Origin of the sequence: Sinorhizobium alkalisoli (genome assembly GCF_008932245.1) — a bacterium.
Taxonomy (GTDB): Bacteria; Pseudomonadota; Alphaproteobacteria; order Rhizobiales; family Rhizobiaceae; genus Sinorhizobium; species Sinorhizobium alkalisoli.
Genome location: NZ_CP034909.1, coordinates 2085042 through 2108644, shown reverse-complemented (window position 1 = coordinate 2108644; position 23603 = coordinate 2085042). Strand labels below are relative to the sequence as shown.

Here is a 23603-nt window from a genome sequence, read left to right as displayed (position 1 = left end):
AATGGGGTCCGATTTTCGGACCGATGCCACAGCGCCGCGCGTCTTGTCAGACGCGCCAAGGTCGCTGTATCTCTTTGAAACTAAGTCCGCTCATTTCCTTCGGGTTCGTCTTTCCCGGACGTCTCGGACGAGGTGGGCTCCAGCCGACCCTGGTCGAGCGACTTCGACGCCCTTTCGTTCAGGGCTTTGGTCAGGGACTTTTCCGCCTTCGTGCGGCCAAAGGAAATGCGGTTCTGTTCAGCTTGCTTCTCGCTCGCGGCGCGGGCCTGGCGCTTGCGAAACTGACGTAGGTTGACGACGTCACCGGCCATTTCCCGCGCCCCAGCTCAATTCTTCTTGCGGAAGGAATCGAGAGACACGACAGAGCCGCCGCTCTTTTGCTCCTCGCCGGTCTTTTCGGCGCTTGCCTCAGGGGCATCGTCGGTTTCGCCGACCGGGTAGGCAGTGATCTCCGCCGGTTCCGACTCGTCCTCCTCGCCGGCGGCGACGTCGAACTCCAGTTCGAAATTCACCGACGGGTCATAGAAGCCGCGGATTGCGTTGAAGGGAATCACCAGCTTCTCGGGCGTGTCGGAAAAGGAAAGACCGATTTCGAAGCCGGTCTCCGAAACCTTGAGGTCCCAGAACTGGTGCTGGACGACGATGGTCATTTGTTCCGGATATTTCGCCCTGAGATGTTGCGAAACACGAACGCCGGGAGCGCCGGTCAGGAAGGTAATGAAGAAGTGATGGTCGCCGGGCAGGTGACCCGTTGCGGCAACTTCGGCCAATACCTTACGAATGACGCCGCGAAGCGCGTCCTGCGCCAGTATATCGTAGCGGATGTGGTCCTGGCCCATGTGGTCCCCGTCTGTCTTCAATCTGCGGCATGGCTCGATCGTCCAGCCGTTGCGTGCTTCATTGCCCGTCTGTTTATGGCGAGTCAATTATCGAGGCATCTATAGACCATTTCAGCACGGGGGAGAAGGTGAAGGCTTCTGTTGCCAGGTGCCTTCGGACCCCGCCTTACGGTGCTACCCGGAAGGACTTGATTTGAAGTGCCGCACCGCCGTTAGGCAGCGAGACGTGCTTCAGCATAGTTGTCGTTTGCAACTATAAATTTAGCCCGATAACGGTGGTACAATGCCGAGCAAAAAGTCGATCTTTACACCCTTGTCGATCCTATTTCGCCCCCATCAAAAGCCGGTCGGAGTGCTTCCGGAGACCGGTTTTTGGTGGAGGCGCCGGGTACCGCCCCCGGGTCCAATGGGTTTATTGCATCGCCCGTTTATTGCCATAGCCGCCCGAGGACGGCACTCGTGATATAGGTCTTTCCAGGCCCCAAGAAAAGGGGGGCAGATGGGAATATGACAGGTATCTGACGGTAGCCGGTGCGCGTCTTTCGCGACGCGCGCCGATCGCTGGAGCCGGCTGCCGTTCCTCTGCGGCGCCAACGCTGTCGGGCCGGATTGACCGGCCTGGCGCCCTTCATTCCCTCAGCGATGATCGCCAGGAAGCCGTCGAGCGAGCGGCTTGCCTTCTCCGGTGAGGGGGGGGAACTGGTCGTAGAAGGCTTCTCTCACGAGCAGCGGAACCTCTGCTCCGGGATGCGCTGCCACAAGGGCGCAGCCGCTGCCTGCCATCGGGGGAACTTTAGGCGCCGACCCCGGTTAACACCGAGATGATAAGTCCGACAGCGAGAGGAGGCAGTTCCATTATGACCTCCAAACATCCCAAGACCCGGCGCCCGAGCGACAAGGACCTGAAACAGGACCCCGGTATCGGCCAGTCGAAGGGCATCAAAGGCCCTGCCGACTATGAGCGCCTGAAGCGCGACAGTACCGTCGAAGGCGATGTGGCGAACGACGCCACGGGTGAGGGCGGCGCAGATCCTGCCCGACGCGGGCGAACCAACAAATAGGAGCGACGACCATGGTCGGCAGGAAGACGCATGAACAACAGCGGCGCATTATCGAGGGCCGCGAGGACACATCGAATGCGGGCAAGGACTTCGATGCCGAGGCGGATCTGAAGCGCTCCGAGGCCCTCAGACGGGCGCAACGCAAAGGGCGAAGTCTCGACACCGATCATGCCGATGCCCGTGAGGAGAATGAGCGCAGCATTCTGAGAGGCGAAAATCAGGAGAGCAGGCACCACAAGGATTCGGGGGGCTGAGCGGCCGGCATTCTCGCCGGACGCGTCGCACGAGCATAAAGGAGATGGCCATGGCTCACGCCAGCAAGAAGAACATCGGCAAGCCCGACAAGGGCAAGGGCTCGGGAAGTGGGGCGCAGACCGAGTTGCAGCAGGACACGCTCGGCGAAAACGAGGTCCTGGCCAACCGCGACAAGAAACAGCACTCGGACGCGCGCGGCCTCGACGGCAATAAGGTGAAGAGCGATCAATATCAGGATCACGCCGCCAACAGACGCCCCCCGAAATGATGGAGGCGGGCAGGGCCCCTGACCTGACGGATCAGTGCTTCCGGAAAGCAGATTGCCCGTTGGCTCCGCATGGACTTCGCCCTATTTTGAAGGGCAACGAATCGGCGGCGGGCGACCATGCGGCAATATCTCGAGCTTCTCGATCATGTGATGAGCAATGGCAGCGACCGGGGCGACCGGACCGGCACCGGCACGCGTTCGGTCTTCGGTCACCAGATGCGCTTCGACCTGTCGCAAGGTTTCCCGGTGCTGACGACGAAAAAGCTGCATCTGCGCTCGATCATCCACGAGCTTCTCTGGTTCCTGAAAGGCGACACCAATATCGCCTATCTCAAGGAAAACGGGGTCAGCATCTGGGACGAATGGGCGGACGAAAATGGTGAGTTGGGGCCGGTCTATGGCTATCAATGGCGCTCATGGCCGACGCCGGACGGCGGCCATATCGACCAGATCGCCGGACTGATCGAAGGGCTGAAGACCAACCCGAATTCACGCCGGCACATCGTCTCGGCCTGGAACCCTGCGCTTGTCGAGGAGATGGCGCTACCGCCCTGTCACTGTCTGTTCCAGTTCTATGTGGCGGAGGGCAAGCTTTCGTGTCAGCTTTACCAGCGCTCCGGCGATATTTTCCTGGGCGTGCCGTTCAACATTGCTTCCTATGCGCTGCTGACGATGATGGTGGCGCAGGTGACAGGGCTTGAGCCCGGCGACTTCGTGCACACGCTCGGCGACGCGCATATCTACCACAATCATTTCGACCAGGCGCGGCTGCAGCTGACGCGCACGCCGAAGCCGCTGCCCAGGATGGAAATAAACCCGGCGGTGAAGGACCTGTCTTCCTTCAGGTTCGAGGACTTTAGCCTGATCGGCTACGAGGCCGAGTCGCACATCAAGGCGCCGGTCGCGGTCTGACTGCAATCGGACGAGCGCTGTCGGCGGCTCGTTCGACGGCGGGCGTTCTCGATGGCTGCCGATCCGGCGGATACGGAGGTTATGATGTTGACACTGATTCACGCGCCCCTGTCACGGTCCTCGCGGATCATCTGGCTCCTGGAGGAAATCGGCGCCGAGTACGAAATCCGCTATGTGGATATCCGGCGGTGGGACGGCTCGGGCGGGCCGGACGAAAACAATCCTCACCCGCACAAACAGGTGCCCGCCCTCCTGCATGACGGAACCCTGATATGGGAGTCGGTCGCCGTCGTGCAATATCTGACGGATCTTCACCCCGATTGCAGCCTTGGCCGGTCGCCGGGCCATCCCGACCGCGGCGCCTATCTGTCCTGGCTTGCCTATTATGCGGGCGTGATCGAGCCGGCGGCGAGCGCCCATGTTTCCGGCTCGACGGCCAATAATCCGGCGCTGGCGAGGCTCCATACGGAAATGTGCGCACATGTGATCGACGTGCTCACCCGCCAGCCCTATCTAATCGGCGACAGGATGAGCGCTGCCGACCTGCTGCTCGCGAGCGCATTGCAGTGGATGCGCAAGATCCTGCCGGAAAGCGACGTCATCGACCGCTATGTGCGCGTGGTGACCGACCGCCCCGCACTTCTGCGGGCCCGCGAAATCGACAGCAAGCCGAGTGGGTTCCATGACTGAAGGCAAGAGCGAACCGAAAATCGTCATCGTCGTCGCGATCGCGGCGGATGGTGTCATCGGCCGCGAAGGGGACCTGCCATGGCGGCTTTCGACCGATCTCAAGCGCTTTAAGGCGCTGACGATGGGCAAGCCCGTGGTGATGGGCCGCAAGACCTGGGCCTCTCTCGGGCGCGCCTTGCCCGGGCGTCCCAATATAGTCATAAGCCGCGATCCCAATTTTGCGGCGCAAGGCGCCGAGCTCGCGTCCTCGCTGGAGGCGGCGCTCGACAGGGCGCGGGACCATGCGGCGACCCTGGGTGTCGACGAGATTTGCATCATCGGCGGCGGCGAAGTCTACCGCCAGTCGATCGGCATTGCCGATGTGCTGCATGTGACCGAGGTCCAGGCCGAAGTGGAGGGGGACACGGTCTTTCCGGCGATTGATGCCGCCATCTTTGAAAAAGTATTCGAGGAAGACCTTCCGCGCGGCGAGAAGGACAGCCATGCGATGCATTTCGTCACCTGGCGGCGACGCGAGAGGGAGGGCGGAGCTGCCGCGAGGTGACCGGTGCGCGCGCCCGATTCCGCTCGTGGCACGTCTCCTGCGCAGGTGCGACATTTATTTTAACGCATTTACGGTGAACTCGGTCGTATCGCGTTGAAAGCAATGCATCCGATACCTATAACGGGGTCACATCTTTGACCGGCCGCATGAGGCGGCGAGGTCGATCTGAGAAGTCTTCGTTCAAGAGAGGTTTTGATGCCCTGGAGCAATCAGAATGGCGGCGGCGGCCCTTGGGGCGGCGGCGGCAATCAAGGGCCGTGGGGCCAGGGGAACAGACCGCGGGGCGGAAAAGGCGGGCCGCCGGATCTCGAGGAGATCATCCGGCGCGGTCAGGATCAGTTGAAGAATGTCGTGCCCGGCGGCTTCAACGGCGGCATCTTCGTGATCGCCGGCCTGTTGATCGTCGGATTTGTCCTGCTCAATTCCATCTACACCGTTCAGCCGGACGAACGCGGCGTCGAGATGCGCTTCGGCAAGCCGAAGGACGAAATCTCGATGCCGGGCCTGCATTATCACTTCTGGCCGTTCGAGACCGTCGAATATGCCAAGGTCACGGAACAGCAATTGAATATCGGCAGCCGCGCCGGCGGCCAGTCGAGTTCGGGGCTGATGTTGAGCAGCGACCAGAACATCGTCAATGTCCAGTTTTCCGTACTGTTCTCCGTCACCGATCCGAAAGCCTACCTCTTCAACGTGGAAAATCCCGTCGACACGCTGCAGCAGGTGGCTGAAAGCGCAATGCGCGAAGTCGTCGGCAGGCGACCGGCACAGGATATCTTCCGCGATAACCGTCAGGCGATCGCGACGGATGTCCGCAACACGATCCAGGCGACGATGGACAGCTACGGCGCTGGCGTCTCCGTGAACACGGTCGCCATCGAGGACGCAGCACCGCCGCGCGAAGTCGCGGATGCCTTCGACGAGGTGCAGCGCGCCGAACAGGACGAGGACCGCTTCGTAGAAGAAGCCAACCAATACGCCAACCAGGTGCTCGGTCGCGCGCGCGGCCAGGCGGCGCAAATCCGCGAAGAGGCGGCAGCCTACAAGGACCGCGTCGTCAAGGAGGCGGAAGGTGAGGCGCAGCGCTTCGTCTCCGTACACGATGAATATTCCAAGGCCCCCGAGGTCACCCGCAAGCGGCTCTATCTCGAGACGATGCAGGGCGTGCTCGGCAAGTCCAGGAAGATCATCCTCGACGAGGCGAACAGCCAGGGCGTCCTGCCCTATTTGCCGCTCAATGAACTCGGCAGGCCCGCGCAGTCGGGAGGTACGCAATGATCAACAATCGCAGTTCCATCGTCCTCATCGTGCTCGCCGCGGTGCTGGTCATCGCTTACGCATCGGTTTTCGTCGTCAACGAACGCCAGCAGGCCATCGTCGTGCGCTTCGGTGAGATCCGCGCCGTGAAGACTGAGCCGGGCATCTATTTCAAGCTGCCCTTCGCTTTCATGGACGCCGACCGCGTCCAGTACGTTCCGGATCAGGCGCTTCGCTTCGATCTCGACGACATTCGCGTGCAGGTCTCGGGCGGCAAGTTCTACGAGGTCGACGCCTTCGTGGTCTACAAGATCGCCGATCCTCGCCGCTTCCGCGAAACGGTTTCCGGCGACCGGGAATCGGCCGAGGCGCGACTGAGGACCCGTCTCGATGCATCGTTGCGCCGTGTCTACGGTCTGAGGGGCTTCGAGGCAGCACTCTCCGACGAGCGCGCATCGATGATGCGCGAGGTGCGTGCCGACCTCAGGCTCGATGCGGAATCGCTCGGCCTCAGCTTGGAAGACGTACGCATCCGCCGCACGGATCTGACGCAGGAGGTCTCCCAGCAGACCTATGAGCGGATGAAGGCCGAGCGCCTGGCGGAGGCCGAGCTCATCCGCGCGCGCGGTAACGAAGAGGGCCAGCGCCGACGCGCGATCGCCGACCGGCAGGTCGTCGAGATCGTTGCCGAAGCGCAGCGCGATTCGGAGATCCTTCGCGGTGAAGGCGAGGGCGAGCGCACGAAAATCTTTGCCGATGCCTTCCAGCGCGACCCGGGCTTCTTTGAGTTCTACCGCTCGATGGCGGCCTATTCGCAGGCGATCGGCAGTCCGGATACGACCTTGCTGCTGTCGCCGCAGTCGGAATTCTTCCGCTACTTCAATAGCGCGACTGCGCAAGAACAGACGGAGGCTAGGCCCCCGGCGGCACCGGCAGTATCGGCTGCCCCGGAGGCGGCTGACTGAGCGGGCGATGTCCGATTTTCTGACCGGATTGGCATTTTTCCTGATCATCGAGGGGCTGGTGTACGCACTGGCCCCTTTGGTTCTTGTGGAAATGGCGAAGCGTTTGCCGTATGTCCCGCAGTATCAGCTCCGATTGGCCGGAGTCGCTTCGGTGGCCATGGGCGTCGGACTTGTCTGGTTGGTTCGAGGATAATGCGAAATGCCACATAAACTGCTGATCCGGTTGGTCGACGCCGAATATGCCATTACCCGTTTCACCATCGGGTCTGCTATTCCGGAGTGGCTGCCCGGGCCGGGGTTCTGGACCGTTTCAAGTTCCCGCGAAGAGATGACGCTCGTCTGTCGAGCCGCCCGCGTTCCGTCGAGCGTTCAGAGTTCGCTCGGCTGGCGCTGTTTCCGCGTCGAGCAGCATTTCAGCTTCGATGTGCCGGGCGTGCTGGCGGCCGTTCTCGATCCGCTTACGTCCGCAGGGGTCGGAGTCTTTGCCAATTCGACCTTCAGCACCGATTACGTCTTCGTTGCGGGATCCGATCTCGAAAAGGCGCTGCAGGCGCTGAAGGAGTACGGGCACGAAATCACCACCTGACGGAGTCTGGCCCTGGGCTAGCGCGCCGGATCAGGAAATCGTGTCTGGACGGTCCGGAATTCCGCCGTATGTTCAGACGAAGAATTTGTCGTGCGGGCCTGCTACGCATCGCCTGCAACGCCGTGCGGCCTACACGGACGCGCAAGGTCGCTGCAGCGGTTCGCCCGCAGCATGGCTTCGTCCTTATGTCGAATTCGATTTAAGGAGACATGCAGAAGGCGGTATAATTAGCCTGTGGCAGTCGACATGCGAGGACCGGGCAGGGGTCCAGATCGACGCGACGCAAAAAGCAATGATGGGAGCCTAGCGACTTGTCCAAACGACCCGAATATTTCCGCAGCGTGGTGCTGGCGGCCGCGACGGCACTGATCCTTTCCAACGGCGCCTTTGCCGAGACGGCTATGCCGCGGCCGCCGATCGGGCCGCCCTCGGTCGCTGATCTCGCGGAGGGGGTCCTCGATGCCGTCGTCAACATATCGATCTCGCAGAACGTGAAATCCAGCGAGGACAATGCCCCGATGCCGCAGGTGCCGGAGGGCTCGCCGCATCAGGAGTTCTTCGATGAATTCTTCAAGGGTCAGCGCGGCGGTGCCCGTCCGCGCACGGTCAACTCCCTCGGCTCCGGATTCATCGTCGATCCCGCAGGCTATATCGTCACCAACAATCACGTCGTCCAGGACGCGGACGACATCGAGATCAATCTCTCCGACGGCACGAGCTTGAAGGCGAAGCTGGTCGGCATGGATACCAAGACCGATCTCGCCCTGCTCAAGGTCGAACCCAAAACGCCGCTCAAGGCCGTCACATTCGGCGATTCGCGCAAGATCAGAATTGGCGATTGGGTGATGGTCGTGGGCAATCCGTTCGGCCTCGGCGTTTCCGTCTCCGTCGGCGTGGTTTCCGCCCGCGGCCGCAACATCAATGCCGGTCCTTACGACAACTTCATCCAGACCGATGCGGCGATAAACCGCGGTAATTCCGGCGGGCCGCTGTTCAACATGCAGGGCGAAGTGATCGGCATCAATACGGCGATCCTGTCACAGACCGGCATGTCGGTGGGTATCGGCTTTGCCGTGCCGGCGGAACTGGCGGTCAATGTCGTCAACCAGCTTAAGGAATTCGGTGAGACGCGGCGCGGCTGGCTTGGCGTGCGCATTCAGCCGGTGAGTGACGACATCGCTGAAAGCCTGAAGATGGAAAGACCGCACGGTGCGCTCGTCTCCGGGATCATCGAAGGCGGCCCGATCGCCCATGGCGAAATCAAGGCCGGCGACATCATCACCCGCTTCGACGGGGCGGATATCGCCGAAACCCGAGATCTCATCCGCGCGGTCGGCGAAAGCGCCGTGGGCAAGGCGGTCGATGTGGTGATCATTCGCGAGGGCAAGGAGCAGACGGTTCGCATCACGCTCGGAAGGCTTGAAGATGGAGAGCAACTGGCAAAGGCGGTGACGGTGCCGGAGGGCCAAGGGACGGAGCCTCAAGACCCGCAGGCTGCACCGTTGCCTGCAAGCGACGCGGTGCTTGGCATGAAGCTCGCGGTGCTCGACGAAGACCGCCGCAAGGCGTTCGGCATCGCCGAGACCATAGAGGGCGTGGTCGTGACCGAGGTCAGGCCGAACTCCCCCGCGGCCGAGCGCCGTCTCGAGCCCGGGGACGTGATCGTCGAAGTCGGCCAGGAGGCAATGGCAACGCCGGAAGACGTGACGGCTCGCGTCGAGGCTCTGAAAGCGGACGGCCGGCGCAATGCGTTGCTGATGATCGCCAACAAGTCCGGCGAATTGCGCTTCGTCACGGTGCGCATGGAGTAGGGCTCGCTTGCCTCTCTGTCACGCACGGCGCGCTGCGCTTTGATCACAGGCGGCGCTGGAGAGTGCTAATCCTTCCACCCGGGTTGGCGCGCCCAATCGTCGGCCGTGATCGCGTAGAGGATCACGTGACGAAATCCGTTTTGCGGTAGCCCTGGAGATAAAGGAGAGCGGTAAGGTCGCCGTGGTCGATGCGGATCTGCGCCTGTTCGGCGACGACGGGCTTGGCGTGCAGTGCAACGCCGCTGCCGGCAAGCTGCAGCATGCCGAGATCGTTGGCACCGTCGCCGACGGCGATCGCGTCCGCGGTCGAGATGCCGAGCCGTTCGGAGATGTCGATCAGCGCATCGACTTTCGCCTGCCTGCCGAGGATCGGCCGGGCCACTTCGCCGGTCAGCTTTCCGTTTTCTTCGAGAAGGATATTGGCGCGGTTTTCGTGAAAGCCGAGCCTTTCGGCGATCGGGCCGGTGAAAACGGTGAAGCCGCCGGAAACAAGTGCCGTGTAATGTCCCTTCGCCCGCATCGTGGCGATCAGTTCCCGCCCGCCGGGCGTCAGCGTGATGCGCTTGGCGATTACCTCGCCGATGACCGCTGCGGGGAGGCCCTTGAGCAGCGCCACGCGCTCGATCAGCGCCGGTTCGAAGGCGATCTCGCCATTCATTGCGCGTGCGGTAATGGCGGCGACCTTTTCCTTCAGGCCCACTTCCGCTGCGAGTTCGTCGATACATTCCTGGCCGATTATGGTCGAATCCATGTCGGCGATGAGAAATCTCTTGCGCCGGCTTTCGGCATCCTGCACCGCGACGTCGACGCTCGCATCGCCGAGCACGGCGCGCAACTGCGCCTCGGCCGCCTCCGCATCGCTGCCATCCATGAGCGCGATGTCGCAGGCAATTCCGTCGGCGAGCCAGTAGAGGCCGGACGCCTTGACGGCCTCTGCCGCGGCCTCGGCCAATGCGGACGTCAGGACGGGATTTGACGGATTGGCGACAAGCGTGGCAACGAGAGCCATGATGGAGAACCTTGAGCAAGATATGGACGCGATCCTGATAACCGGGCCGACCGCCAGCGGCAAGTCCGCACTTGCCGTGAAGCTGGCCCGGCGGCACGGCGGCGTCGTTGTCAACGCCGACAGCATGCAGGTCTACGACACGCTGAAGATCCTGACCGCGCGTCCCGACGAGTCGGAGATGGGCGGTATCGAGCATTTGCTCTATGGCCATGTGCCGGCGGGGCAGCCCTATTCGACCGGCGCCTGGTTGCGCGAGGCGGAAGCGCTGGTTGCGCGTTTGCGCGAAGAACGGCGGCTGCCCGTCTTCGTCGGCGGAACGGGCCTCTATTTCAAGGCGCTGACGGGAGGCCTCTCGGATATCCCGGAAGTTCCGGCGGAAATCCGCACAAGGCTGCGAGGTCGGCTGAAGGCGGAGGGTGGGGGGATGCTCCATGCCGAGCTTGCGGCGCGAGATCCGCAGACCGCCGCCCAGTTGCGGCCGGAGGACGGACAGCGCATCGTCCGGGCGCTCGAGGTGATCGAGGCGACGGGCAATTCCATTCGTCATTATCAACAGGGCCGTGGTCCGGTGATCGTCGATCCCGGCCGAGCGCTGAAGATCGTCGTGCTTCCGGATCGCGCGCTATTGCACAGCCGCATCGACCGGCGCTTCGTGACGATGCTCGCAAGCGGCGCGGTCGACGAGGTGCGGGCCCTGCTCGCGCTTGGGCTATCGTCGGACATGCCGGTCATGAAGGCGATCGGCGTCCAGCAGATTGCTGCGATGCTCAAGGGCGAGATGGGCGAGGCGCAGGTGATGGAGACCGGGGCGGCGGTGACACGGCAGTATGCCAAGCGCCAGATGACCTGGTTCCGCAACCAGCTCGACGACAGCTGGCAACGGGTCGAGAACGCGGATGCGCTGTAATACGTGAGGCTTTCCGTCGTAACCGGCACCGCTTCAAGCATGTCAACCTATGCCATGCTTCTTCAGCGCGGCCTCCTCGTCGCCGCTTATCCAGCCAAAGATCCTTGGCTCCTCATTTCGGACCTGAACTAGGTAGTGGACCTCGAAATCGATGGTGACATCGGGCCTGTCCTTCACCGCATAGACAGAGCGCCAATCGACACGGACGAGGAAGTGCAGTGCGTCGATCGGCGTGATCTTGAGCCCGCGAATCTTGAGTTCCCTGGTCCCGATCGCGCGGTAGTGGGCATAGCCCTTTTCCATCGAGGTATTCAGACTCTCGTCGTTCCTTCCCGCCATCACGCCGGCCGGCGAGGCCGCGATGAAATCCGATGCGAATACGAAGGTCGTGTCGCCGACGTCGATCTCCCCGGCAAGTACCTTGTTGGCCATGCCTTCGTAGCGCTTGAAAAATTCGCGTAGAACTTCCTCCATTTGCGGCCTCCCTGTGATGCGCGTTCAGTGCGCCGGTGTCTGCTGATGCTGTACCAGCCGCCATTCAGCGCCGATTTGCGCATAGGTGGAGGTGCAATGGGCTGTATATGGGGAATCGACATCACGCCGGCCCTGGGCGCGGTAGGCGAGAACGATGATTGCTTCGGTCGGCCGGGCAATCCGTCTCTCCGTCATTGTCACGTCCTGCCAACGCGAGGCGCCATCGAGAGCTCGAACGATCTCTGACCCGGCGAGGATGCCAACCGGCTGGAACGCCATCAGGCATTCGTCAGCGACCAGTGATTGGTAGGCGCCGGCACCTTCGAGCCACAGCCTGCGCTCCAGTTCCCATGCCTCGTCGTCATCCACGTTTCCCTCCACCGTGCTGCGGCGTTGATGTCATGCATCAACGTTTCAAGAAGGGATTCCGATCCGCACAACTTTCTGCGTTTGGATTGGAACCGTCGTCTTCCGCGCCATGCGGGCTCCGTTATTTGCGGATGATACTGCCCAGCGGACGCTTGAGCAGGCTTTCGCGCAGCGATCCTTGACGCTGCGCTTCGGGGGCGGGGGAGCCGAAGCTCCGCTCCGGCTGCACCGGCGGACGGTGTCTCGCGGTATCCCTTTCCGCCTGACCGAAAAGGATCTGCTCGCGGATTTGGTTGAAGCGCTCGAGTTGGGGATTGACCGGTTCGGGTGCGTGCGGAAGCATATCCGGCCGGTAGGACTCCAGCGCCGGCTCCTGCATGCCCTCGGCGGGTGAGGGAGCGATCTCGCCACTGGGTTCTTCCCAGCCCTCCTCCTCGTCGGCGAGCGTGTGAGCGCTTTCGGCCGCCAGGTAGCTCTGCTGGAAGCTTGATATATCCGGTCCGTTCATGGCGCGCATGCGGCTGACGATCGAACGCAGATCGACGGGCGGTGCATCCTCTTCGACCCTGTCGGTGATGCCATGGGCGCGTGGCAATCTCGCCTCTTCCACGCGGCTGAACCGCATGCGCATCGGAACCGCCACGGCTTCGCCGAATGCGATCGCCTCGCCATTGCCGATCGATGAGATGAAGCTGGTGGTCGAGATCGACGAGTTGGAGATCGCGGAGCGGATGATCTCCTGGTCGCGGTCGTTGGCGAGCCGCATGGCAAAGACCGTCGAGCACTGCGACAGGATCGTCGGATCGAGTTCGCCGGGTCGCTGGGTGATGATGCCGAGCGACACGCCATATTTGCGGCCTTCCTTCGCGATGCGGGCGATCGCCTGGCGCGTAGGCAGAAAGCCGAAGGAAGGGTCGGCCGGCACGTAGCGGTGGGCCTCCTCGCAGACGACCAGCATATGAATGCCGCCATTGCTCCAGAGGCCGATTTCGAAGGCCATGCGGCAGAGCACCGAGGCGACCGAATTGACGACTTCCGAGGGGATGCCGGCCAGTTCGAAGGTGGCGACCGGTTTGCCTTCCCCAGGTATGCGGAAGATCCTGGCGATCGTGTCCTGGATCGTATCGGTGATCGTGTTGGACGAGAACATGAAATGATAGCGGGGGTCGTTGATCGCCGAGGCGATCCTGACCTTGAGCGAGCGCAGATGCGGCTTATCGGTGCGCCCTTCGAGCCGGCCGATGCGCTCCTCGATCATCGCCAAAAGGTCGGCCATGCGGAAAGGCACGGGGGTGTCTGCGGTGATCGAACTCTTTTCCGTCTGGCGGCGCATCAGGCCCGATTCGCCGCCCTTGAAGGCCTTTTTCGCATCGGGGATGACGTCGCGCAGGATGTCGAGCTCTTCCGCCACCGGGGGGCGACCGCGGAAGATCACCTCGGCCAGTTCCTCCAGGCGAAAGAGCCAGAACGGCAGTTCGAGCGTGTCGGTGTCGATGACGACCGCATGTTCCGGAAAAGCGGCGGCGAACTCGTTGTGCGGGTCGAGGATCAGCACGCGCAGCTTCGGATCGGCGGCGATCGCCTTGTTGAGCAGCAGGGTCACGGCGGTCGACTTGCCGACACCGGTCGTGCCGACGATGGCGAAGTGCTTGGCAAGCATCGAGGGCACGTGGATCGTCGCGTCGAGGCTCTCGTCCTGCGTCAGCTTGCCGATGACGCAACTGTCCGCCTGCTTGGAATCGTAGATGCGAGCGAGGTCGGAGGCGCGGATGCGGTGGGCGATGGCGCCGAGATAGGGATAACGGCTGATGCCGGCGGAGAATTCCTCCCGCCCATCCGGCCCAATATAGACTTCGCCCATCAGTTCGACTTCGATGCGGATGGTGTTGTTCGTCTCCTCGCTCCACTCCTCGGAGGCGGTGTGCATCGAGCAGACGAGAGCCACGACGCGGTTCTCGCCGACTGAAATGGAGATCAGCCGGCCGACGGACCAGAGTTCGGTGAGCGAGGTCTCGCCGCGTTCGGCGACCGCAGCGATCGTTGCCCGCGAACCGTTGCACGCGACGACCCGGCCGAGGAAACGATTCCCCGGCTTCGTGCCGTCGCGGCGATCCTGTTCCCCGGCTCCGCTCGGGGACTGACGTTCACTGTTGAGCAATTGACACCTCGGGCGAATTGCTTCGAAGGATAGAGGAACGGCTTTAACAAGTGGTTGCAACTCTTGCAAAACGGCGTTGACGGCCCAAGGATTTCTGTTTATCAAATCGGCCCATGAAAAAATTCGCGGTTATTCTTGTGGTGGGACGGCGCATGGGCAGGATGGTGTAACCATCCGGCGATAGCCACCCATGCGCTGAACGAGGCTCCTGATGGGGCCTTTTTTTATGTCTTCAAACACGCTAATCACCCCAAAACCTGAAAAAGGGACGGAAGCAGGCTCATGAGCGGAACTGAAAACCAGATGACCGGGGCGGAGATCGTTCTCCAGGCTCTGAAAGACAACGGCGTCCAACACATCTTCGGCTACCCCGGCGGCGCCGTGCTTCCAATCTATGACGAGATTTTCCAGCAGGAAGACATCGAGCACATCCTCGTTCGTCACGAGCAGGGCGCCGGCCACATGGCCGAAGGCTATGCCCGTTCCACCGGCAAGGTCGGCGTCATGCTCGTCACCTCCGGTCCGGGCGCGACCAATGCGGTCACGCCGCTGCAGGACGCGCTGATGGATTCGATCCCGCTCGTCTGCATCTCCGGCCAGGTCCCGACCGCGCTGATCGGCTCGGACGCCTTCCAGGAATGCGACACCGTCGGCATCACGCGGCCCTGCACCAAGCACAATTGGCTGGTCAAGGACGTCAACGATCTCGCACGCATCATCCACGAGGCCTTCCGCGTTGCGCAATCGGGTCGGCCGGGCCCGGTCGTCGTCGACATTCCGAAGGACATCCAGTTCGCGACCGGCACCTACACGCCGCCCTCGGCCGTGCCGACGCAGAAGAGCTATCAGCCGAAGACCCAAGGGGACATCAGGAAGATCGAAGAGGCGATAGCGCTGATGAAGGAGGCGCGCCAGCCCGTCATCTATTCCGGCGGCGGTGTCGTCAATTCAGGCCCGCAGGCCGCCCATCTCCTGCGCGAGCTGGTCGAGCTCACCGGCTTTCCGATCACCTCGACGCTGATGGGCCTCGGCGCCTATCCGGCTTCCGGCAAGAACTGGCTCGGCATGCTCGGCATGCACGGCACCTACGAGGCCAACATGGCGATGCATGATTGCGACGTCATGATCTGCATCGGCGCGCGCTTCGACGACCGCATCACCGGCCGGCTCAATGCGTTCTCGCCGAATTCGAAGAAGATCCACATCGACATCGACCCATCCTCGATCAACAAGAACGTCCGGGTCGACGTGCCGATCGTCGGCGATGTCGGCACGGTTCTCGAAGACATGGTTCGCCTCTGGCGCGCGGCGGCGAAAACGGCGGACACGGCGCGGCTCGGCGACTGGTGGCGCTCGATCGGCAAGTGGCGTGCGCGCAACTCGCTCGCCTATACGGCGAGCGACGATGTCATCATGCCGCAGTATGCGATCCAGCGGCTGTATGAGCTCTCGAAGGGCCGCGACACCTACATCACCACCGAGGTTGGCCAGCATCAGATGTGGGCGGCACAGTTCTTCGGCTTCGAGGAACCGAACCGCTGGATGACTTCGGGCGGACTCGGTACCATGGGCTACGGCTTCCCGGCCGCGATCGGCGTCCAGGTTGCGCATCCGGAAAGCCTCGTCATCGACATTGCCGGCGACGCCTCGATCCAGATGTGCATCCAGGAAATGTCCTGCGCGGTGCAATACGGCCTGCCGGTCAAGATCTTCATTCTGAACAACCAATATATGGGCATGGTCCGCCAGTGGCAGCAGCTCCTGCACGGCAACCGCCTGTCCCATTCTTATACGGAGGCGATGCCGGACTTCGTCAAGCTTGCCGAAGCCTATGGCGGCGTCGGCATCCGCTGCGAGAAGCCGGGTGAGCTCGACGACGCGATCCGCCGGATGATCGACACGCCGGCGCCCGTCATATTCGACTGCCGCGTCGCCAATCTCGCCAACTGCTTCCCGATGATTCCCTCCGGCAAGGCGCATAACGAGATGCTGTTGCCCGACGAGGCGACGGACGAGGCGGTCGCCACGGCGATCGACGCCAAGGGCCGCCAGCTCGTTTGAGGATAGAGGAACGATAAATGAGTGCACATCTTCAGCCGACGGGCTCCGCGTATTTCATCGCCAAGGAGACGGAGCTTGCCGAAACGCACACGCTTTCCGTTCTCGTCGACAACGAGCCGGGCGTGCTTGCCCGCGTCATCGGCCTCTTTTCCGGCCGCGGCTACAACATCGAGAGCCTGACGGTCTCCGAGACCGAGCACGAGGCGCATCTGTCGCGCATCACCATCGTCACGCGCGGCACGCCGCATGTGCTCGAGCAGATCAAGAACCAGCTCGAACGGCTGGTGCCGGTCCATCGCGTTGTCGACCTCACAGTGCGGGCGGCGAGCCTCGGCCACGACCGGCCGATCGAACGGGAACTGGCGCTCGTCAAGGTGCATGGCTCCGGAGAGCACCGGGTAGAGGCACTCAGGCTCGCAGACGCCTTCCGCGCCTCGGTCATCGACGCGAATATCGAGCACTTCGTCTTCGAGATCACCGGCAAGCCGTCGAAGATCGAGCAGTTCATCGCGATCATGAAGCCGCTCGGCCTGATCGAGGTCTGCCGCACCGGCATCGCTGCGATGAACCGCGGCCACCAGGGGATGTGAGCGGGCGGGTTGCCTGAATGTGGGGGGAGGGAACTGCGCCCTCAAGCGCGCCCCTCCGCAACCCCTCCCCACAGGTGGGAGGGGCTCAACTTGCCGCACCACCTCAGCCGCATCTCAACCTGCGCGTTAGGCGCAGCACTTGCAAGTGGCAGGCGCCGGCAGCGGCCACCAAGCCCCTCCCACCTGTGGGGAGGGGTTGGGGAGGAGTCTCTTCGGCGCCCAACGGTGGGGGTGCTCTATCCGCGCCTCAAATAACCTCCAGCCGCATCTTTCTCCTCGGCGGCGGGAAGAACCGGTCGAGTTCGGTGAGGTTCTCCGCCGTCAGGTGAATGTCCATCGCGTCGCGGTTTTCGCGGGCGCGCTCGGCGGAGCCGGTCTTGGGGATGGAGATGACGCCGGAGCGGGTTTTCAGGAAGGCGAGCGCCACCTGTGCCGGCGTCGCCTGATGCGCCTTGGCGATGTGGATCAGATCGGCATTGTGGAGAAGCCGCCCCTCGTCGAGCGGCGAATACGCCATGACGGGCAAATGCCGGTCGCGGCACCAGGGCAGGAGATCGTATTCGATGCCGCGGCGGGACAGGTTGTAGAGCACCTGATTGGTCGCAACATGACCGCCCTCCGGTACCGCGATCAGTTCCTCCATGTCGCCGACATCGAAATTGGAGACGCCCCAGGCGAGGATCTTGCCGGCCTTCTTCAACGCCTCGAAGGCGGCGACGGTATCGGCGAGCGGATAGCCGCCGCGCCAGTGCAGAAGGTAGAGATCGATACGATCGGTGCCGAGATTTTCGAGGCTGCGCTCGCACGCGGCGATCGTGCCCGAACGGCTGGCATTCGCCGGCAGCACCTTGCTGACGACGAACGCTTCGTCGCGCCGCCCTCGGAGGGCTTCGCCGACGATGCGCTCCGCACCGCCGTCGCCATACATCTCCGCGGTGTCGATCAGCGTCATGCCGAGATCAAGGCCGATCTGCAGGCTGCGAATTTCCGCCGCTGCCGTCACCCGGTTCTCGCCCATCCGCCAGGTCCCCTGACCGAGGACGGGGACCTTGCGGCCGCCGCGGAAAGCAAGGGTAGGGATGGGATCATGCATCAAGACTGTCCTGTGCTGGGCCGGGCGCATCGGCTCCGAAAATCATAGCCGAATTTCGGAAACCTCGAGGCGCAGAGTCAAAAAGTTCGAGCGATCTTTTCCCGTCGGAAAAGACGCGCGGGCGCTGTCATCATGAAATCTAAGAATCCGATTTGAAAGAGTCCATAAGTCACGTTCCGGTGACCGCGCCTTTGCTGCTTTGTGTGATCCCCCGCCGCCCGGCAGGCTTTAGAGACGTAAAAGAAAATAGAACTACGCCTTGTAAGCAACATATTTGTATCCTAGATAGGTGATATCGATGTTGATCGACGATGTTTGTTTCTGCGCTGCGGCGCATCGTCACGGAGATCCTGACAAAATCGGTTTCAATACACTGCTGAAAAGGCGGTGTTGTTCATCTATGCGCGTTTGAAAGGATATCAACGTGGCCTCAGGAACAGTAAAATGGTTCAACAGCACCAAGGGTTTTGGATTTATCCAGCCTGAGGATGGCACTGCAGACGTGTTCGTGCACATTTCGGCGGTGGAGCGCGCCGGGTTGTCGACGCTCAAGGACGGTCAGAAAGTAAGCTTCGAGCTTGCCCAGGATCGTCGCACGGGCAAGACTTCTGCAGAAGACCTGCGTGCCCTTTGAGGGTATCCGTTACGGTGCATGACGAGTTTGTCATCTCCCGGCCTTTGACCACGGATGTATTGGCATTGGCAGGTCGAGATGGTGAGGAAGGTCGGGTTCGCCCGGCCTTTTTTATTGCGCTTGGAAAAGGAGGCGTTCGTGAAGAACACCAATACCAACGGCCTCTTCAAGGCTGAAAAGAAAAATCCGGCAGACCGAATGGATCAGGCAACGCTGGCTTCCCGCGCAATCCTGGAGCAGGAAACGGCCGCGCGCCAGAAGAAGACGGCCCGCCTGAGACAGCTGCGGCTAGGACAGGAAGCGGCCGAAGCGGCGAGTGCGGCTGCCGCACCCGCAAAGAAGCGCAAATCGCCAAAGCGCAAGTGAGCTGGTTCACCTGCCTTCGGCAGGCCGACAATCGGCGATGAGACGAAGGAAATCCTCGCTCAGGCCTGCAGTGTCATGACCACGATCCAGGCCTGCCATTTCAGCCCGGGTATCTTGAGGAGCAGATTGTCCATGCGTTCGCCGACAGCGCGAATCGTGCGTCCGGCGGCTCCCATCCGGAAAGGTATCGAGGCCAGCGTCGACAGGCCGAAAAACTGTAGGTCGCATCCGGCGAAGTGCGCGCGCACGATGTCGAAATCGGACTTCAACAGCGGATGCTCATCTATCGTCCGGGATTCTGGTGTCCTGCGCCGGTAGAAATTGATTGCCGGATTGTGCCCGAGAGGCTCGAAGAAAATTGCGCGGCCCGAGGGGCGCAGCACGCGCCGTATCTCCCTGAGCGCATCCTCGAGACTGAGGTGATGCAGGATACCGCTGCCGAAGACGACGTCGAAGCTTTCGGTCGGAAAGTCCATCTTTTCCGCATTGTCGACCTTGAAGGTGGCGTTGGTGATCGACCGGCGTGCGGCCTCGGCATTCGCCTGGGCGATGGCCACATCAGAAATGTCGATGCCGGTGACATGTCTGGCCGTGCTGGCGAGACCGATGCTGCTTTGGCCGTTGGAGCAGCCATATTCCAGCACATCCTTGCCTGCCGTCGCCTGCCGGACCAGCCGCCAGTACGCCGCGACAGCGGCTCCAACGGCGAAATAGAAGGCGTCTTCCTTGCGCGCTTCGGTCGCGCCGAAGCGCTCATTGTGGAAGTCGCGTTCCCGAACGAGGCGCTCGTCCGCATGGCTCTGCATCATCTTCCCGTCCTCCTCCCGGCGCTCTCGCGAGCGGTGCACCAGTCTGTCTGGGTGAATGCGCGTGCTGCCCCTATTTGCCGCTGCTGTCCGACCGCTGCAATTTAGCACAACGAGCAGGTCGACACAGCAGGACACGAAATGCGTTGGTATGTTTGGTAGGTCTCAAATTCTGCCTGAGGAGAATAACGTGCAATCAGCCTCATTCTGCAACAATAAATTGCGCCGTGCAATAAGGGGAGGGCTCGTGGATTGCAACCTATCCGCACGTCGCGATCCGTTCAGAAATCGATTCCGGTTTCCACCGGAGTGGATTAGAAATAATGCTGATTCCGGCAGGGGAGTGATGAAATGTCCGAGCACCGCCATGGCAATGGGCCTGAGCATGACCACCCTCACGACAATCACTTCACCGATATGGAAGCGCGGGTGAAGGCGCTGGAGAGCCTGCTGACGGAAAAGGGCCTGATCGACCCGGCAGCCATCGATGCGATCGTCGAAACTTATGAAAACAAGGTGGGGCCGCGGAACGGCGCCCGCGTCGTCGCCAGGGCCTGGGCCGATGCCAGCTTCGCCGAGTGGCTGCGGCGTGATGCAACGGCGGCGATTGCGAGCCTCGGTTTTACCGGCCGGCAGGGCGAGCATATGCGCGCCGTGTTCAATACGCCCGAGACGCATAACCTCGTCGTCTGCACGCTCTGCTCCTGCTATCCCTGGGCGGTGCTCGGCCTGCCGCCGGTCTGGTACAAGGCGCCGTCCTATCGCTCTCGCGCAGTGATCGATCCTCGCGGGGTGCTTGCGGAATTCGGGCTCGACCTGGCGGCGGACAAGAAGGTCCGCGTCTGGGATTCGACTGCGGAGCTGCGTTATCTCGTCGTGCCGGAGCGGCCCGACGGCACGGAGGGCATCAGCGAAGAGGCGCTCGCCGACCTCGTTACGCGCGACTCGATGATCGGCACGGGGCTTGCCCTTTCTCCGGGGGCGGTGCGATGAACGGACCGCACGATCTCGGCGGGCAGCAGGGTTTCGGTCCGATCGCGCCGGAAAGGAACGAACCCGTTTTCCATGCCGAATGGGAGAAGCGGGCACTCGGCATCACGCTCTCCTGCGGGGCCTTTGGCGCCTGGACGCTCGACGAAAGCCGGCACGCGCGCGAATGCCTGCCGCCGGCGACCTATCTTTCGGCGAGCTATTACGAGATCTGGACGCGCGCGCTCGAGCAGCTCTTGAAACGGCACGATTTCGTCACGCAGGCCGAACTCGATGCCGGCCGTAGTCTGTACCGGGGGCGCGAGCCGAAAAACGTGCTGAAGGCGGAGATGGTCGCCGGCGTGCTCGCCAGGGGCGGCCCCTGCGACCGCCCGGTCGGTACGCCGCCGCGCTTTGCCGTCGGCGAGAGGGTTCGCACCAAGAACTTCAATCCGGAAACGCATACGCGTCTGCCGCGCTATGCCCGGGCCAGGGCGGGCGTGGTGGAGGCGGTGCAGGGAAGCTTCGTTTTCCCGGACGACAACGCCCACGGCAAGGGCGAGAACCCGCAATGGGTCTATACGGTCGTGTTCGATGGGCCTGAAATCTGGGGCGAGGGGGGCGATCCTACGCTCACCGTCTCGATCGATGCCTGGGAGAGCTATCTTGAGCGCGCATAAGGCTTCTTCTCCGCTCCTCGCCTCTGCCGGGCTTCCGAGAGCGGCCGGTGGCGAGCCGGTCTTCGCCCAACCCTGGCAGGCGACCGCCTTCGCGATGACCGTGCGGCTCCACGACCAGGGTCTGTTTTCCTGGAATACCTGGGCCGAAGCCCTGTCCGCCGAACTTCACAAACCGGGACGCAAGGCGGATGGCAGCGACTATTACGATTGCTGGGTCGCGGCGCTCAGCGAATTGCTGAAGCAGCTTTCCGTCGCCTCCGGCGCGGAACTCGAAACTCTCACCCAAAGCTGGCAACGCGCGGCGGAGGCGACGCCGCATGGGAAGCCGATCGTGCTTGAGAATGACCCTCTGCGGCGGGGGTGATGCGGCGGTGAAGTTTGTCGCGGTCGAGCCCACTTGGCCGGCAGGCCAGAGGGGTGAGAGCACCTCATTCCAATCATGACTCCGATGCCCCTTCGAATTGCCTGTAGCATTCGTGAGCGATCTTCTGCAGGAGGTCGCGCGGCACTTCGCCGGTGACGGCATAGCCGATCTCGCCGTCGATCCAGTAGAAGGTCTCGATGCCGCCCTGGCTCGACAGGCGGAAGCTCGTTTCACGGTTCTCCGCATTGCGGCCGAGAAGCACGGTCAGCCGCTGCCCGGTTCGGTCCTCATACATCAGCATGGCACCGGCGGTTCCATTGACGGGCAGGAGCCTGCCGCCGACGAGCGAGAAACCGAGCGGGGAGAGATCGGGGATATTCAGGCTATAGTCGAGCCGCTTGCCGAGCCAGGTTGCGAGATGCGCCTCCTGGTCGGCACCGACCTCGACCGGGTGGCGGACTTCGCTCGCATAGACGAGGAAGGCGGACTGCGCCTGCCGGGGCAGGGACTCGGCGGTGGCGGTCGCGGCGGGCGGTTGCTCCGGCGTGGCGAGGCGCGAGCCGTAGCCTCCGGCAAGGGCGCCGCCGGCAAAAAGCAGAAGCCCGGCGGCGATGCGGCGGAAGAGGGGCATGAGAGACGTGCGCGAGGCGGTGGCGCGCCCGCGGGCGGTGACGCGCAGGCGGTCGCTCGGGTCGCCATGGGCGTAGGGCGCGAAGTGCTGTTTCAGCGCTGCCGCCTGCGCCTGCCATCGGCGCACCTCTTCGGCCTCGGTCGGGTGCTTTTCAAGCCAGGCTTCGACGCGCCCTCGTTCCGGCTGGCTTAGATGGCCATCGACATAGGCGTGCAGGTCGTCTTCGGAGACGGTGTTGAATTCATCCGTCATTTCGGTCTCCGCAGGGCAATCACATTGTCGTCCTTCATCGCTTGGGCCAATTGCCGGCGGGCGCGCGACAGGCGCGACATCACCGTGCCGATCGGGATGGCCAATATCTCCGCCACGTCCTGGTAGCGGTATCCCTCGATCACCACGAGCATCAGCACCGAGCGGTTCTCCGGCGAGAGCCGGTCGAGCGATTGCTCCAGCCTGCGCCTCTCGAGTGGATCGCCGCGTTCCTCTTCAGTGACGAGGTCGAGCGTTTCGTCGAGCTCCACCTCCGGATGCTGCGTCTGGCGGCGATGGCGGTTCCGATAGAGGTTCGTCATGATGGTGAAGGCCCAGGCGCGCAGGTTCACGCCCCGCCACTGCGCCCGCCGCGCCAGCACCTTCTCGACGCAGTCCTGCAGCAGGTCCTCGCCATCGGCATCGGAGCGGGTGAGGCTGCGCGAATAGCGCCGGAGGGCGGGCATCAGGGCCAGAACATTTTCTTCGAAATCGTCGAGCGCAGAGGCTTTCACCTCTGCGCTCGCCCTTGGACCGTCACGGCCTTGCGACATCCCATTCGCCCTTCACGCCGTCACCGGTGACGTCGCCCATCTTCTCGTCCTTGACGAAGAAGTAGAGCGGCATGCCATCCTTTGCCCATTGCTTGCTGCCATCCTTGCGCTCGACGATCGTATAGGGCGCCTCGGCCGCAGCATCGCCTTCGACCATGAAAGGCGGCCAATTCTTCGCGCACTGATCATAGCAGCTGGAGGCGCCGCCCATATCGTCCTTATAGGTATAAAGCGTCATGCCATTTTCGGCGGCCAGCACCGGCCCCTTTTCGGTGTCAACGGTCTTGACGGGCGGCGCGGCGAGGGCGGAAGCGCCCGTGGCCAGGCAAATGGCGATGGCGAGTGGCAACGTTTTCATCATGGGAAATTCCTTCCTCGGGTTTGCGGTGCCGCGCGAAAGCGCGGACCAGGCGCAGGCTGGTATGCAGATGAGAAGACACGGGAGGGGGCGGATTTATTCCCATTGCGCCAGTGACGGTTGCAGCGATGTCCTTGATCAAG

Annotated in this window: 30 protein-coding genes and 1 other RNA gene; 19 read left to right on the top strand and 12 right to left on the bottom strand. The window is 62.6% G+C overall.

Going from position 1 to position 23603, the window contains the following annotated elements:
• Positions 1 to 80 precede the first annotated feature (80 nt).
• The 3 genes from EKH55_RS10360 to ssrA all read right to left on the bottom strand — a co-directional run bounded on the left by EKH55_RS10360 (position 81) and on the right by ssrA (position 1333).
• Entirely contained in the window at positions 81 to 311 is a 231-nt protein-coding gene (locus tag EKH55_RS10360) for a DUF4169 family protein (RefSeq protein WP_069461556.1), read from the bottom strand.
• A gap of 15 nt (positions 312 to 326) precedes the next feature.
• Positions 327 to 839 carry an SspB family protein gene (locus EKH55_RS10355; RefSeq protein ID WP_069461557.1) on the bottom strand — a complete coding sequence of 171 codons (513 nt, stop codon included), beginning with the start codon at positions 837 to 839 and terminating at the stop codon, positions 327 to 329.
• Between the two features lie 127 nt (positions 840 to 966).
• Positions 967 to 1333, bottom strand: a transfer-messenger RNA (tmRNA) gene (gene ssrA, locus EKH55_RS10350).
• 360 nt (positions 1334 to 1693) lie between these two features.
• Between ssrA and EKH55_RS10345 the strand changes: the two genes are divergently transcribed.
• The 11 genes from EKH55_RS10345 to EKH55_RS10295 all read left to right on the top strand — a co-directional run bounded on the left by EKH55_RS10345 (position 1694) and on the right by EKH55_RS10295 (position 9188).
• Positions 1694 to 1900: a hypothetical protein gene (locus tag EKH55_RS10345; protein ID WP_106407973.1), complete on the top strand. Its 207-nt coding sequence runs from the start codon at positions 1694 to 1696 to the stop codon at positions 1898 to 1900.
• Between the two features lie 11 nt (positions 1901 to 1911).
• Positions 1912 to 2154: a hypothetical protein gene (locus tag EKH55_RS10340; RefSeq protein WP_069461559.1), complete on the top strand. Its 243-nt coding sequence runs from the start codon at positions 1912 to 1914 to the stop codon at positions 2152 to 2154.
• A gap of 50 nt (positions 2155 to 2204) precedes the next feature.
• Positions 2205 to 2423, top strand: a complete 219-nt coding sequence (locus tag EKH55_RS10335; protein WP_069461560.1) for a hypothetical protein — start codon at positions 2205 to 2207, stop codon at positions 2421 to 2423.
• A gap of 117 nt (positions 2424 to 2540) precedes the next feature.
• Entirely contained in the window at positions 2541 to 3335 is a 795-nt protein-coding gene (locus tag EKH55_RS10330) for a thymidylate synthase (RefSeq protein ID WP_069461561.1), read from the top strand.
• 84 nt (positions 3336 to 3419) lie between these two features.
• Positions 3420 to 4025 (top strand): glutathione S-transferase family protein, encoded by a 606-nt coding sequence (locus EKH55_RS10325; RefSeq protein WP_151611978.1) that lies wholly within the window; start codon positions 3420 to 3422, stop codon positions 4023 to 4025.
• Positions 4018 to 4569, top strand: a complete 552-nt coding sequence (locus EKH55_RS10320) for a dihydrofolate reductase (protein WP_151611467.1) — start codon at positions 4018 to 4020, stop codon at positions 4567 to 4569. The genes EKH55_RS10325 and EKH55_RS10320 overlap by 8 nt, the downstream gene beginning before the upstream one ends.
• Before the next feature lie 195 nt (positions 4570 to 4764).
• On the top strand, positions 4765 to 5847 hold the full coding sequence (hflK, locus tag EKH55_RS10315) for an FtsH protease activity modulator HflK (protein ID WP_069461563.1): 1083 nt from the start codon (positions 4765 to 4767) through the stop codon (positions 5845 to 5847).
• Entirely contained in the window at positions 5844 to 6791 is a 948-nt protein-coding gene (gene hflC / locus EKH55_RS10310; protein WP_069461564.1) for a protease modulator HflC, read from the top strand. The genes hflK and hflC overlap by 4 nt, the downstream gene beginning before the upstream one ends.
• A gap of 7 nt (positions 6792 to 6798) precedes the next feature.
• Positions 6799 to 6984, top strand: a complete 186-nt coding sequence (locus EKH55_RS10305) for a DUF2065 domain-containing protein (RefSeq protein WP_069461565.1) — start codon at positions 6799 to 6801, stop codon at positions 6982 to 6984.
• A gap of 6 nt (positions 6985 to 6990) precedes the next feature.
• A complete protein-coding gene (locus EKH55_RS10300) occupies positions 6991 to 7377 on the top strand; it encodes an ACT domain-containing protein (RefSeq protein WP_069461566.1) in 387 nt (128 codons plus the stop codon).
• 311 nt (positions 7378 to 7688) lie between these two features.
• Complete coding sequence (locus EKH55_RS10295) at positions 7689 to 9188, top strand: Do family serine endopeptidase (protein WP_069461567.1); 1500 nt, start codon at positions 7689 to 7691, stop codon at positions 9186 to 9188.
• Between the two features lie 121 nt (positions 9189 to 9309).
• Here EKH55_RS10295 and serB read toward each other — a convergent pair whose 3' ends face one another.
• On the bottom strand, positions 9310 to 10197 hold the full coding sequence (gene serB, locus EKH55_RS10290) for a phosphoserine phosphatase SerB (RefSeq protein WP_069461568.1): 888 nt from the start codon (positions 10195 to 10197) through the stop codon (positions 9310 to 9312).
• On the opposite strand from serB, the gene miaA reads away from it, so the two are divergent.
• Positions 10196 to 11104: a tRNA (adenosine(37)-N6)-dimethylallyltransferase MiaA gene (gene miaA, locus EKH55_RS10285; RefSeq protein ID WP_069461569.1), complete on the top strand. Its 909-nt coding sequence runs from the start codon at positions 10196 to 10198 to the stop codon at positions 11102 to 11104. The two genes, serB and miaA, sit on opposite strands and share 2 nt — an antisense overlap.
• 42 nt (positions 11105 to 11146) lie before the next feature.
• Here miaA and EKH55_RS29395 read toward each other — a convergent pair whose 3' ends face one another.
• From EKH55_RS29395 to EKH55_RS10275, 3 genes are all read right to left on the bottom strand, one after another.
• The gene (locus EKH55_RS29395) at positions 11147 to 11578 is read right to left on the bottom strand and encodes a hypothetical protein (RefSeq protein ID WP_069461570.1); all 432 of its coding nucleotides are present in this window, start codon (positions 11576 to 11578) and stop codon (positions 11147 to 11149) included.
• 24 nt (positions 11579 to 11602) lie between these two features.
• Positions 11603 to 11947: a nuclear transport factor 2 family protein gene (locus tag EKH55_RS29390; protein WP_069461571.1), complete on the bottom strand. Its 345-nt coding sequence runs from the start codon at positions 11945 to 11947 to the stop codon at positions 11603 to 11605.
• Between the two features lie 121 nt (positions 11948 to 12068).
• On the bottom strand, positions 12069 to 14105 hold the full coding sequence (locus EKH55_RS10275) for an ATP-binding protein (RefSeq protein WP_069461572.1): 2037 nt from the start codon (positions 14103 to 14105) through the stop codon (positions 12069 to 12071).
• A 282-nt stretch (positions 14106 to 14387) separates the two neighbouring features.
• Between EKH55_RS10275 and EKH55_RS10270 the strand changes: the two genes are divergently transcribed.
• The gene (locus EKH55_RS10270; protein ID WP_069461573.1) at positions 14388 to 16166 is read left to right on the top strand and encodes an acetolactate synthase 3 large subunit; all 1779 of its coding nucleotides are present in this window, start codon (positions 14388 to 14390) and stop codon (positions 16164 to 16166) included.
• 17 nt (positions 16167 to 16183) lie between these two features.
• Positions 16184 to 16756, top strand: coding sequence for an acetolactate synthase small subunit (gene ilvN / locus EKH55_RS10265; protein ID WP_034851062.1), 573 nt, complete (start codon positions 16184 to 16186; stop codon positions 16754 to 16756).
• A 247-nt stretch (positions 16757 to 17003) separates the two neighbouring features.
• On the opposite strand, the gene EKH55_RS10260 is transcribed toward ilvN, so the two are convergent.
• Entirely contained in the window at positions 17004 to 17849 is an 846-nt protein-coding gene (locus tag EKH55_RS10260) for an aldo/keto reductase (RefSeq protein ID WP_069461574.1), read from the bottom strand.
• A 424-nt stretch (positions 17850 to 18273) separates the two neighbouring features.
• Between EKH55_RS10260 and EKH55_RS10255 the strand changes: the two genes are divergently transcribed.
• A complete protein-coding gene (locus EKH55_RS10255) occupies positions 18274 to 18483 on the top strand; it encodes a cold-shock protein (RefSeq protein ID WP_069461575.1) in 210 nt (69 codons plus the stop codon).
• A gap of 138 nt (positions 18484 to 18621) precedes the next feature.
• Positions 18622 to 18849, top strand: coding sequence for a hypothetical protein (locus tag EKH55_RS10245; protein ID WP_069461615.1), 228 nt, complete (start codon positions 18622 to 18624; stop codon positions 18847 to 18849).
• Between the two features lie 59 nt (positions 18850 to 18908).
• On the opposite strand, the gene EKH55_RS10240 is transcribed toward EKH55_RS10245, so the two are convergent.
• Entirely contained in the window at positions 18909 to 19658 is a 750-nt protein-coding gene (locus EKH55_RS10240; RefSeq protein ID WP_069461576.1) for a class I SAM-dependent methyltransferase, read from the bottom strand.
• Between the two features lie 348 nt (positions 19659 to 20006).
• Here EKH55_RS10240 and nthA point away from each other — a divergent pair, with 348 nt between their 5' ends.
• The 3 genes from nthA to EKH55_RS10225 are packed head-to-tail and all read left to right on the top strand — an operon-like array spanning position 20007 to position 21668.
• On the top strand, positions 20007 to 20648 hold the full coding sequence (gene nthA, locus EKH55_RS10235) for a nitrile hydratase subunit alpha (protein ID WP_069461577.1): 642 nt from the start codon (positions 20007 to 20009) through the stop codon (positions 20646 to 20648).
• Positions 20645 to 21304, top strand: coding sequence for a nitrile hydratase subunit beta (gene nthB, locus EKH55_RS10230; protein WP_069461578.1), 660 nt, complete (start codon positions 20645 to 20647; stop codon positions 21302 to 21304). Before nthA ends, nthB begins: the two co-directional genes overlap by 4 nt.
• Complete coding sequence (locus tag EKH55_RS10225; protein WP_083265486.1) at positions 21273 to 21668, top strand: nitrile hydratase accessory protein; 396 nt, start codon at positions 21273 to 21275, stop codon at positions 21666 to 21668. The genes nthB and EKH55_RS10225 overlap by 32 nt, the downstream gene beginning before the upstream one ends.
• A gap of 73 nt (positions 21669 to 21741) precedes the next feature.
• On the opposite strand, the gene EKH55_RS10220 is transcribed toward EKH55_RS10225, so the two are convergent.
• The 3 genes from EKH55_RS10220 to EKH55_RS10210 are packed head-to-tail and all read right to left on the bottom strand — an operon-like array spanning position 21742 to position 23460.
• Positions 21742 to 22551, bottom strand: coding sequence for an anti-sigma factor family protein (locus EKH55_RS10220; RefSeq protein WP_151611465.1), 810 nt, complete (start codon positions 22549 to 22551; stop codon positions 21742 to 21744).
• Positions 22548 to 23102 carry an RNA polymerase sigma factor gene (locus EKH55_RS10215; RefSeq protein WP_069461581.1) on the bottom strand — a complete coding sequence of 185 codons (555 nt, stop codon included), beginning with the start codon at positions 23100 to 23102 and terminating at the stop codon, positions 22548 to 22550. Before EKH55_RS10215 ends, EKH55_RS10220 begins: the two co-directional genes overlap by 4 nt.
• Positions 23086 to 23460 (bottom strand): COG4315 family predicted lipoprotein, encoded by a 375-nt coding sequence (locus EKH55_RS10210; RefSeq protein WP_069461616.1) that lies wholly within the window; start codon positions 23458 to 23460, stop codon positions 23086 to 23088. Before EKH55_RS10210 ends, EKH55_RS10215 begins: the two co-directional genes overlap by 17 nt.
• Positions 23461 to 23603: the final 143 nt, after the last annotated feature.

Excerpts from the sequence above, each read along its gene's own strand:
- EKH55_RS10360 (WP_069461556.1), bottom strand. The coding sequence starts at position 311 with ATGGCCGGTGACGTCGTCAACCTACGTCAGTTTCGCAAGCGCCAGGCC.
- EKH55_RS10355 (WP_069461557.1), bottom strand. The coding sequence starts at position 839 with ATGGGCCAGGACCACATCCGCTACGATATACTGGCGCAGGACGCGCTT.
- EKH55_RS10340 (WP_069461559.1), top strand. The coding sequence starts at position 1,912 with ATGGTCGGCAGGAAGACGCATGAACAACAGCGGCGCATTATCGAGGGC.
- EKH55_RS10335 (WP_069461560.1), top strand. The coding sequence starts at position 2,205 with ATGGCTCACGCCAGCAAGAAGAACATCGGCAAGCCCGACAAGGGCAAG.
- EKH55_RS10330 (WP_069461561.1), top strand. The coding sequence starts at position 2,541 with ATGCGGCAATATCTCGAGCTTCTCGATCATGTGATGAGCAATGGCAGC.
- EKH55_RS10325 (WP_151611978.1), top strand. The coding sequence starts at position 3,420 with ATGTTGACACTGATTCACGCGCCCCTGTCACGGTCCTCGCGGATCATC.
- EKH55_RS10320 (WP_151611467.1), top strand. The coding sequence starts at position 4,018 with ATGACTGAAGGCAAGAGCGAACCGAAAATCGTCATCGTCGTCGCGATC.
- hflK (WP_069461563.1), top strand. The coding sequence starts at position 4,765 with ATGCCCTGGAGCAATCAGAATGGCGGCGGCGGCCCTTGGGGCGGCGGC.
- hflC (WP_069461564.1), top strand. The coding sequence starts at position 5,844 with ATGATCAACAATCGCAGTTCCATCGTCCTCATCGTGCTCGCCGCGGTG.
- EKH55_RS10305 (WP_069461565.1), top strand. The coding sequence starts at position 6,799 with ATGTCCGATTTTCTGACCGGATTGGCATTTTTCCTGATCATCGAGGGG.
- EKH55_RS10300 (WP_069461566.1), top strand. The coding sequence starts at position 6,991 with ATGCCACATAAACTGCTGATCCGGTTGGTCGACGCCGAATATGCCATT.
- miaA (WP_069461569.1), top strand. The coding sequence starts at position 10,196 with ATGATGGAGAACCTTGAGCAAGATATGGACGCGATCCTGATAACCGGG.
- serB (WP_069461568.1), bottom strand. The coding sequence starts at position 10,197 with ATGGCTCTCGTTGCCACGCTTGTCGCCAATCCGTCAAATCCCGTCCTG.
- EKH55_RS29395 (WP_069461570.1), bottom strand. The coding sequence starts at position 11,578 with ATGGAGGAAGTTCTACGCGAATTTTTCAAGCGCTACGAAGGCATGGCC.
- EKH55_RS10270 (WP_069461573.1), top strand. The coding sequence starts at position 14,388 with ATGAGCGGAACTGAAAACCAGATGACCGGGGCGGAGATCGTTCTCCAG.
- ilvN (WP_034851062.1), top strand. The coding sequence starts at position 16,184 with ATGAGTGCACATCTTCAGCCGACGGGCTCCGCGTATTTCATCGCCAAG.
- EKH55_RS10260 (WP_069461574.1), bottom strand. The coding sequence starts at position 17,849 with ATGCATGATCCCATCCCTACCCTTGCTTTCCGCGGCGGCCGCAAGGTC.
- EKH55_RS10240 (WP_069461576.1), bottom strand. The coding sequence starts at position 19,658 with ATGATGCAGAGCCATGCGGACGAGCGCCTCGTTCGGGAACGCGACTTC.
- nthA (WP_069461577.1), top strand. The coding sequence starts at position 20,007 with ATGTCCGAGCACCGCCATGGCAATGGGCCTGAGCATGACCACCCTCAC.
- nthB (WP_069461578.1), top strand. The coding sequence starts at position 20,645 with ATGAACGGACCGCACGATCTCGGCGGGCAGCAGGGTTTCGGTCCGATC.
- EKH55_RS10225 (WP_083265486.1), top strand. The coding sequence starts at position 21,273 with ATGCCTGGGAGAGCTATCTTGAGCGCGCATAAGGCTTCTTCTCCGCTC.
- EKH55_RS10220 (WP_151611465.1), bottom strand. The coding sequence starts at position 22,551 with ATGACGGATGAATTCAACACCGTCTCCGAAGACGACCTGCACGCCTAT.
- EKH55_RS10215 (WP_069461581.1), bottom strand. The coding sequence starts at position 23,102 with ATGTCGCAAGGCCGTGACGGTCCAAGGGCGAGCGCAGAGGTGAAAGCC.
- EKH55_RS10210 (WP_069461616.1), bottom strand. The coding sequence starts at position 23,460 with ATGAAAACGTTGCCACTCGCCATCGCCATTTGCCTGGCCACGGGCGCT.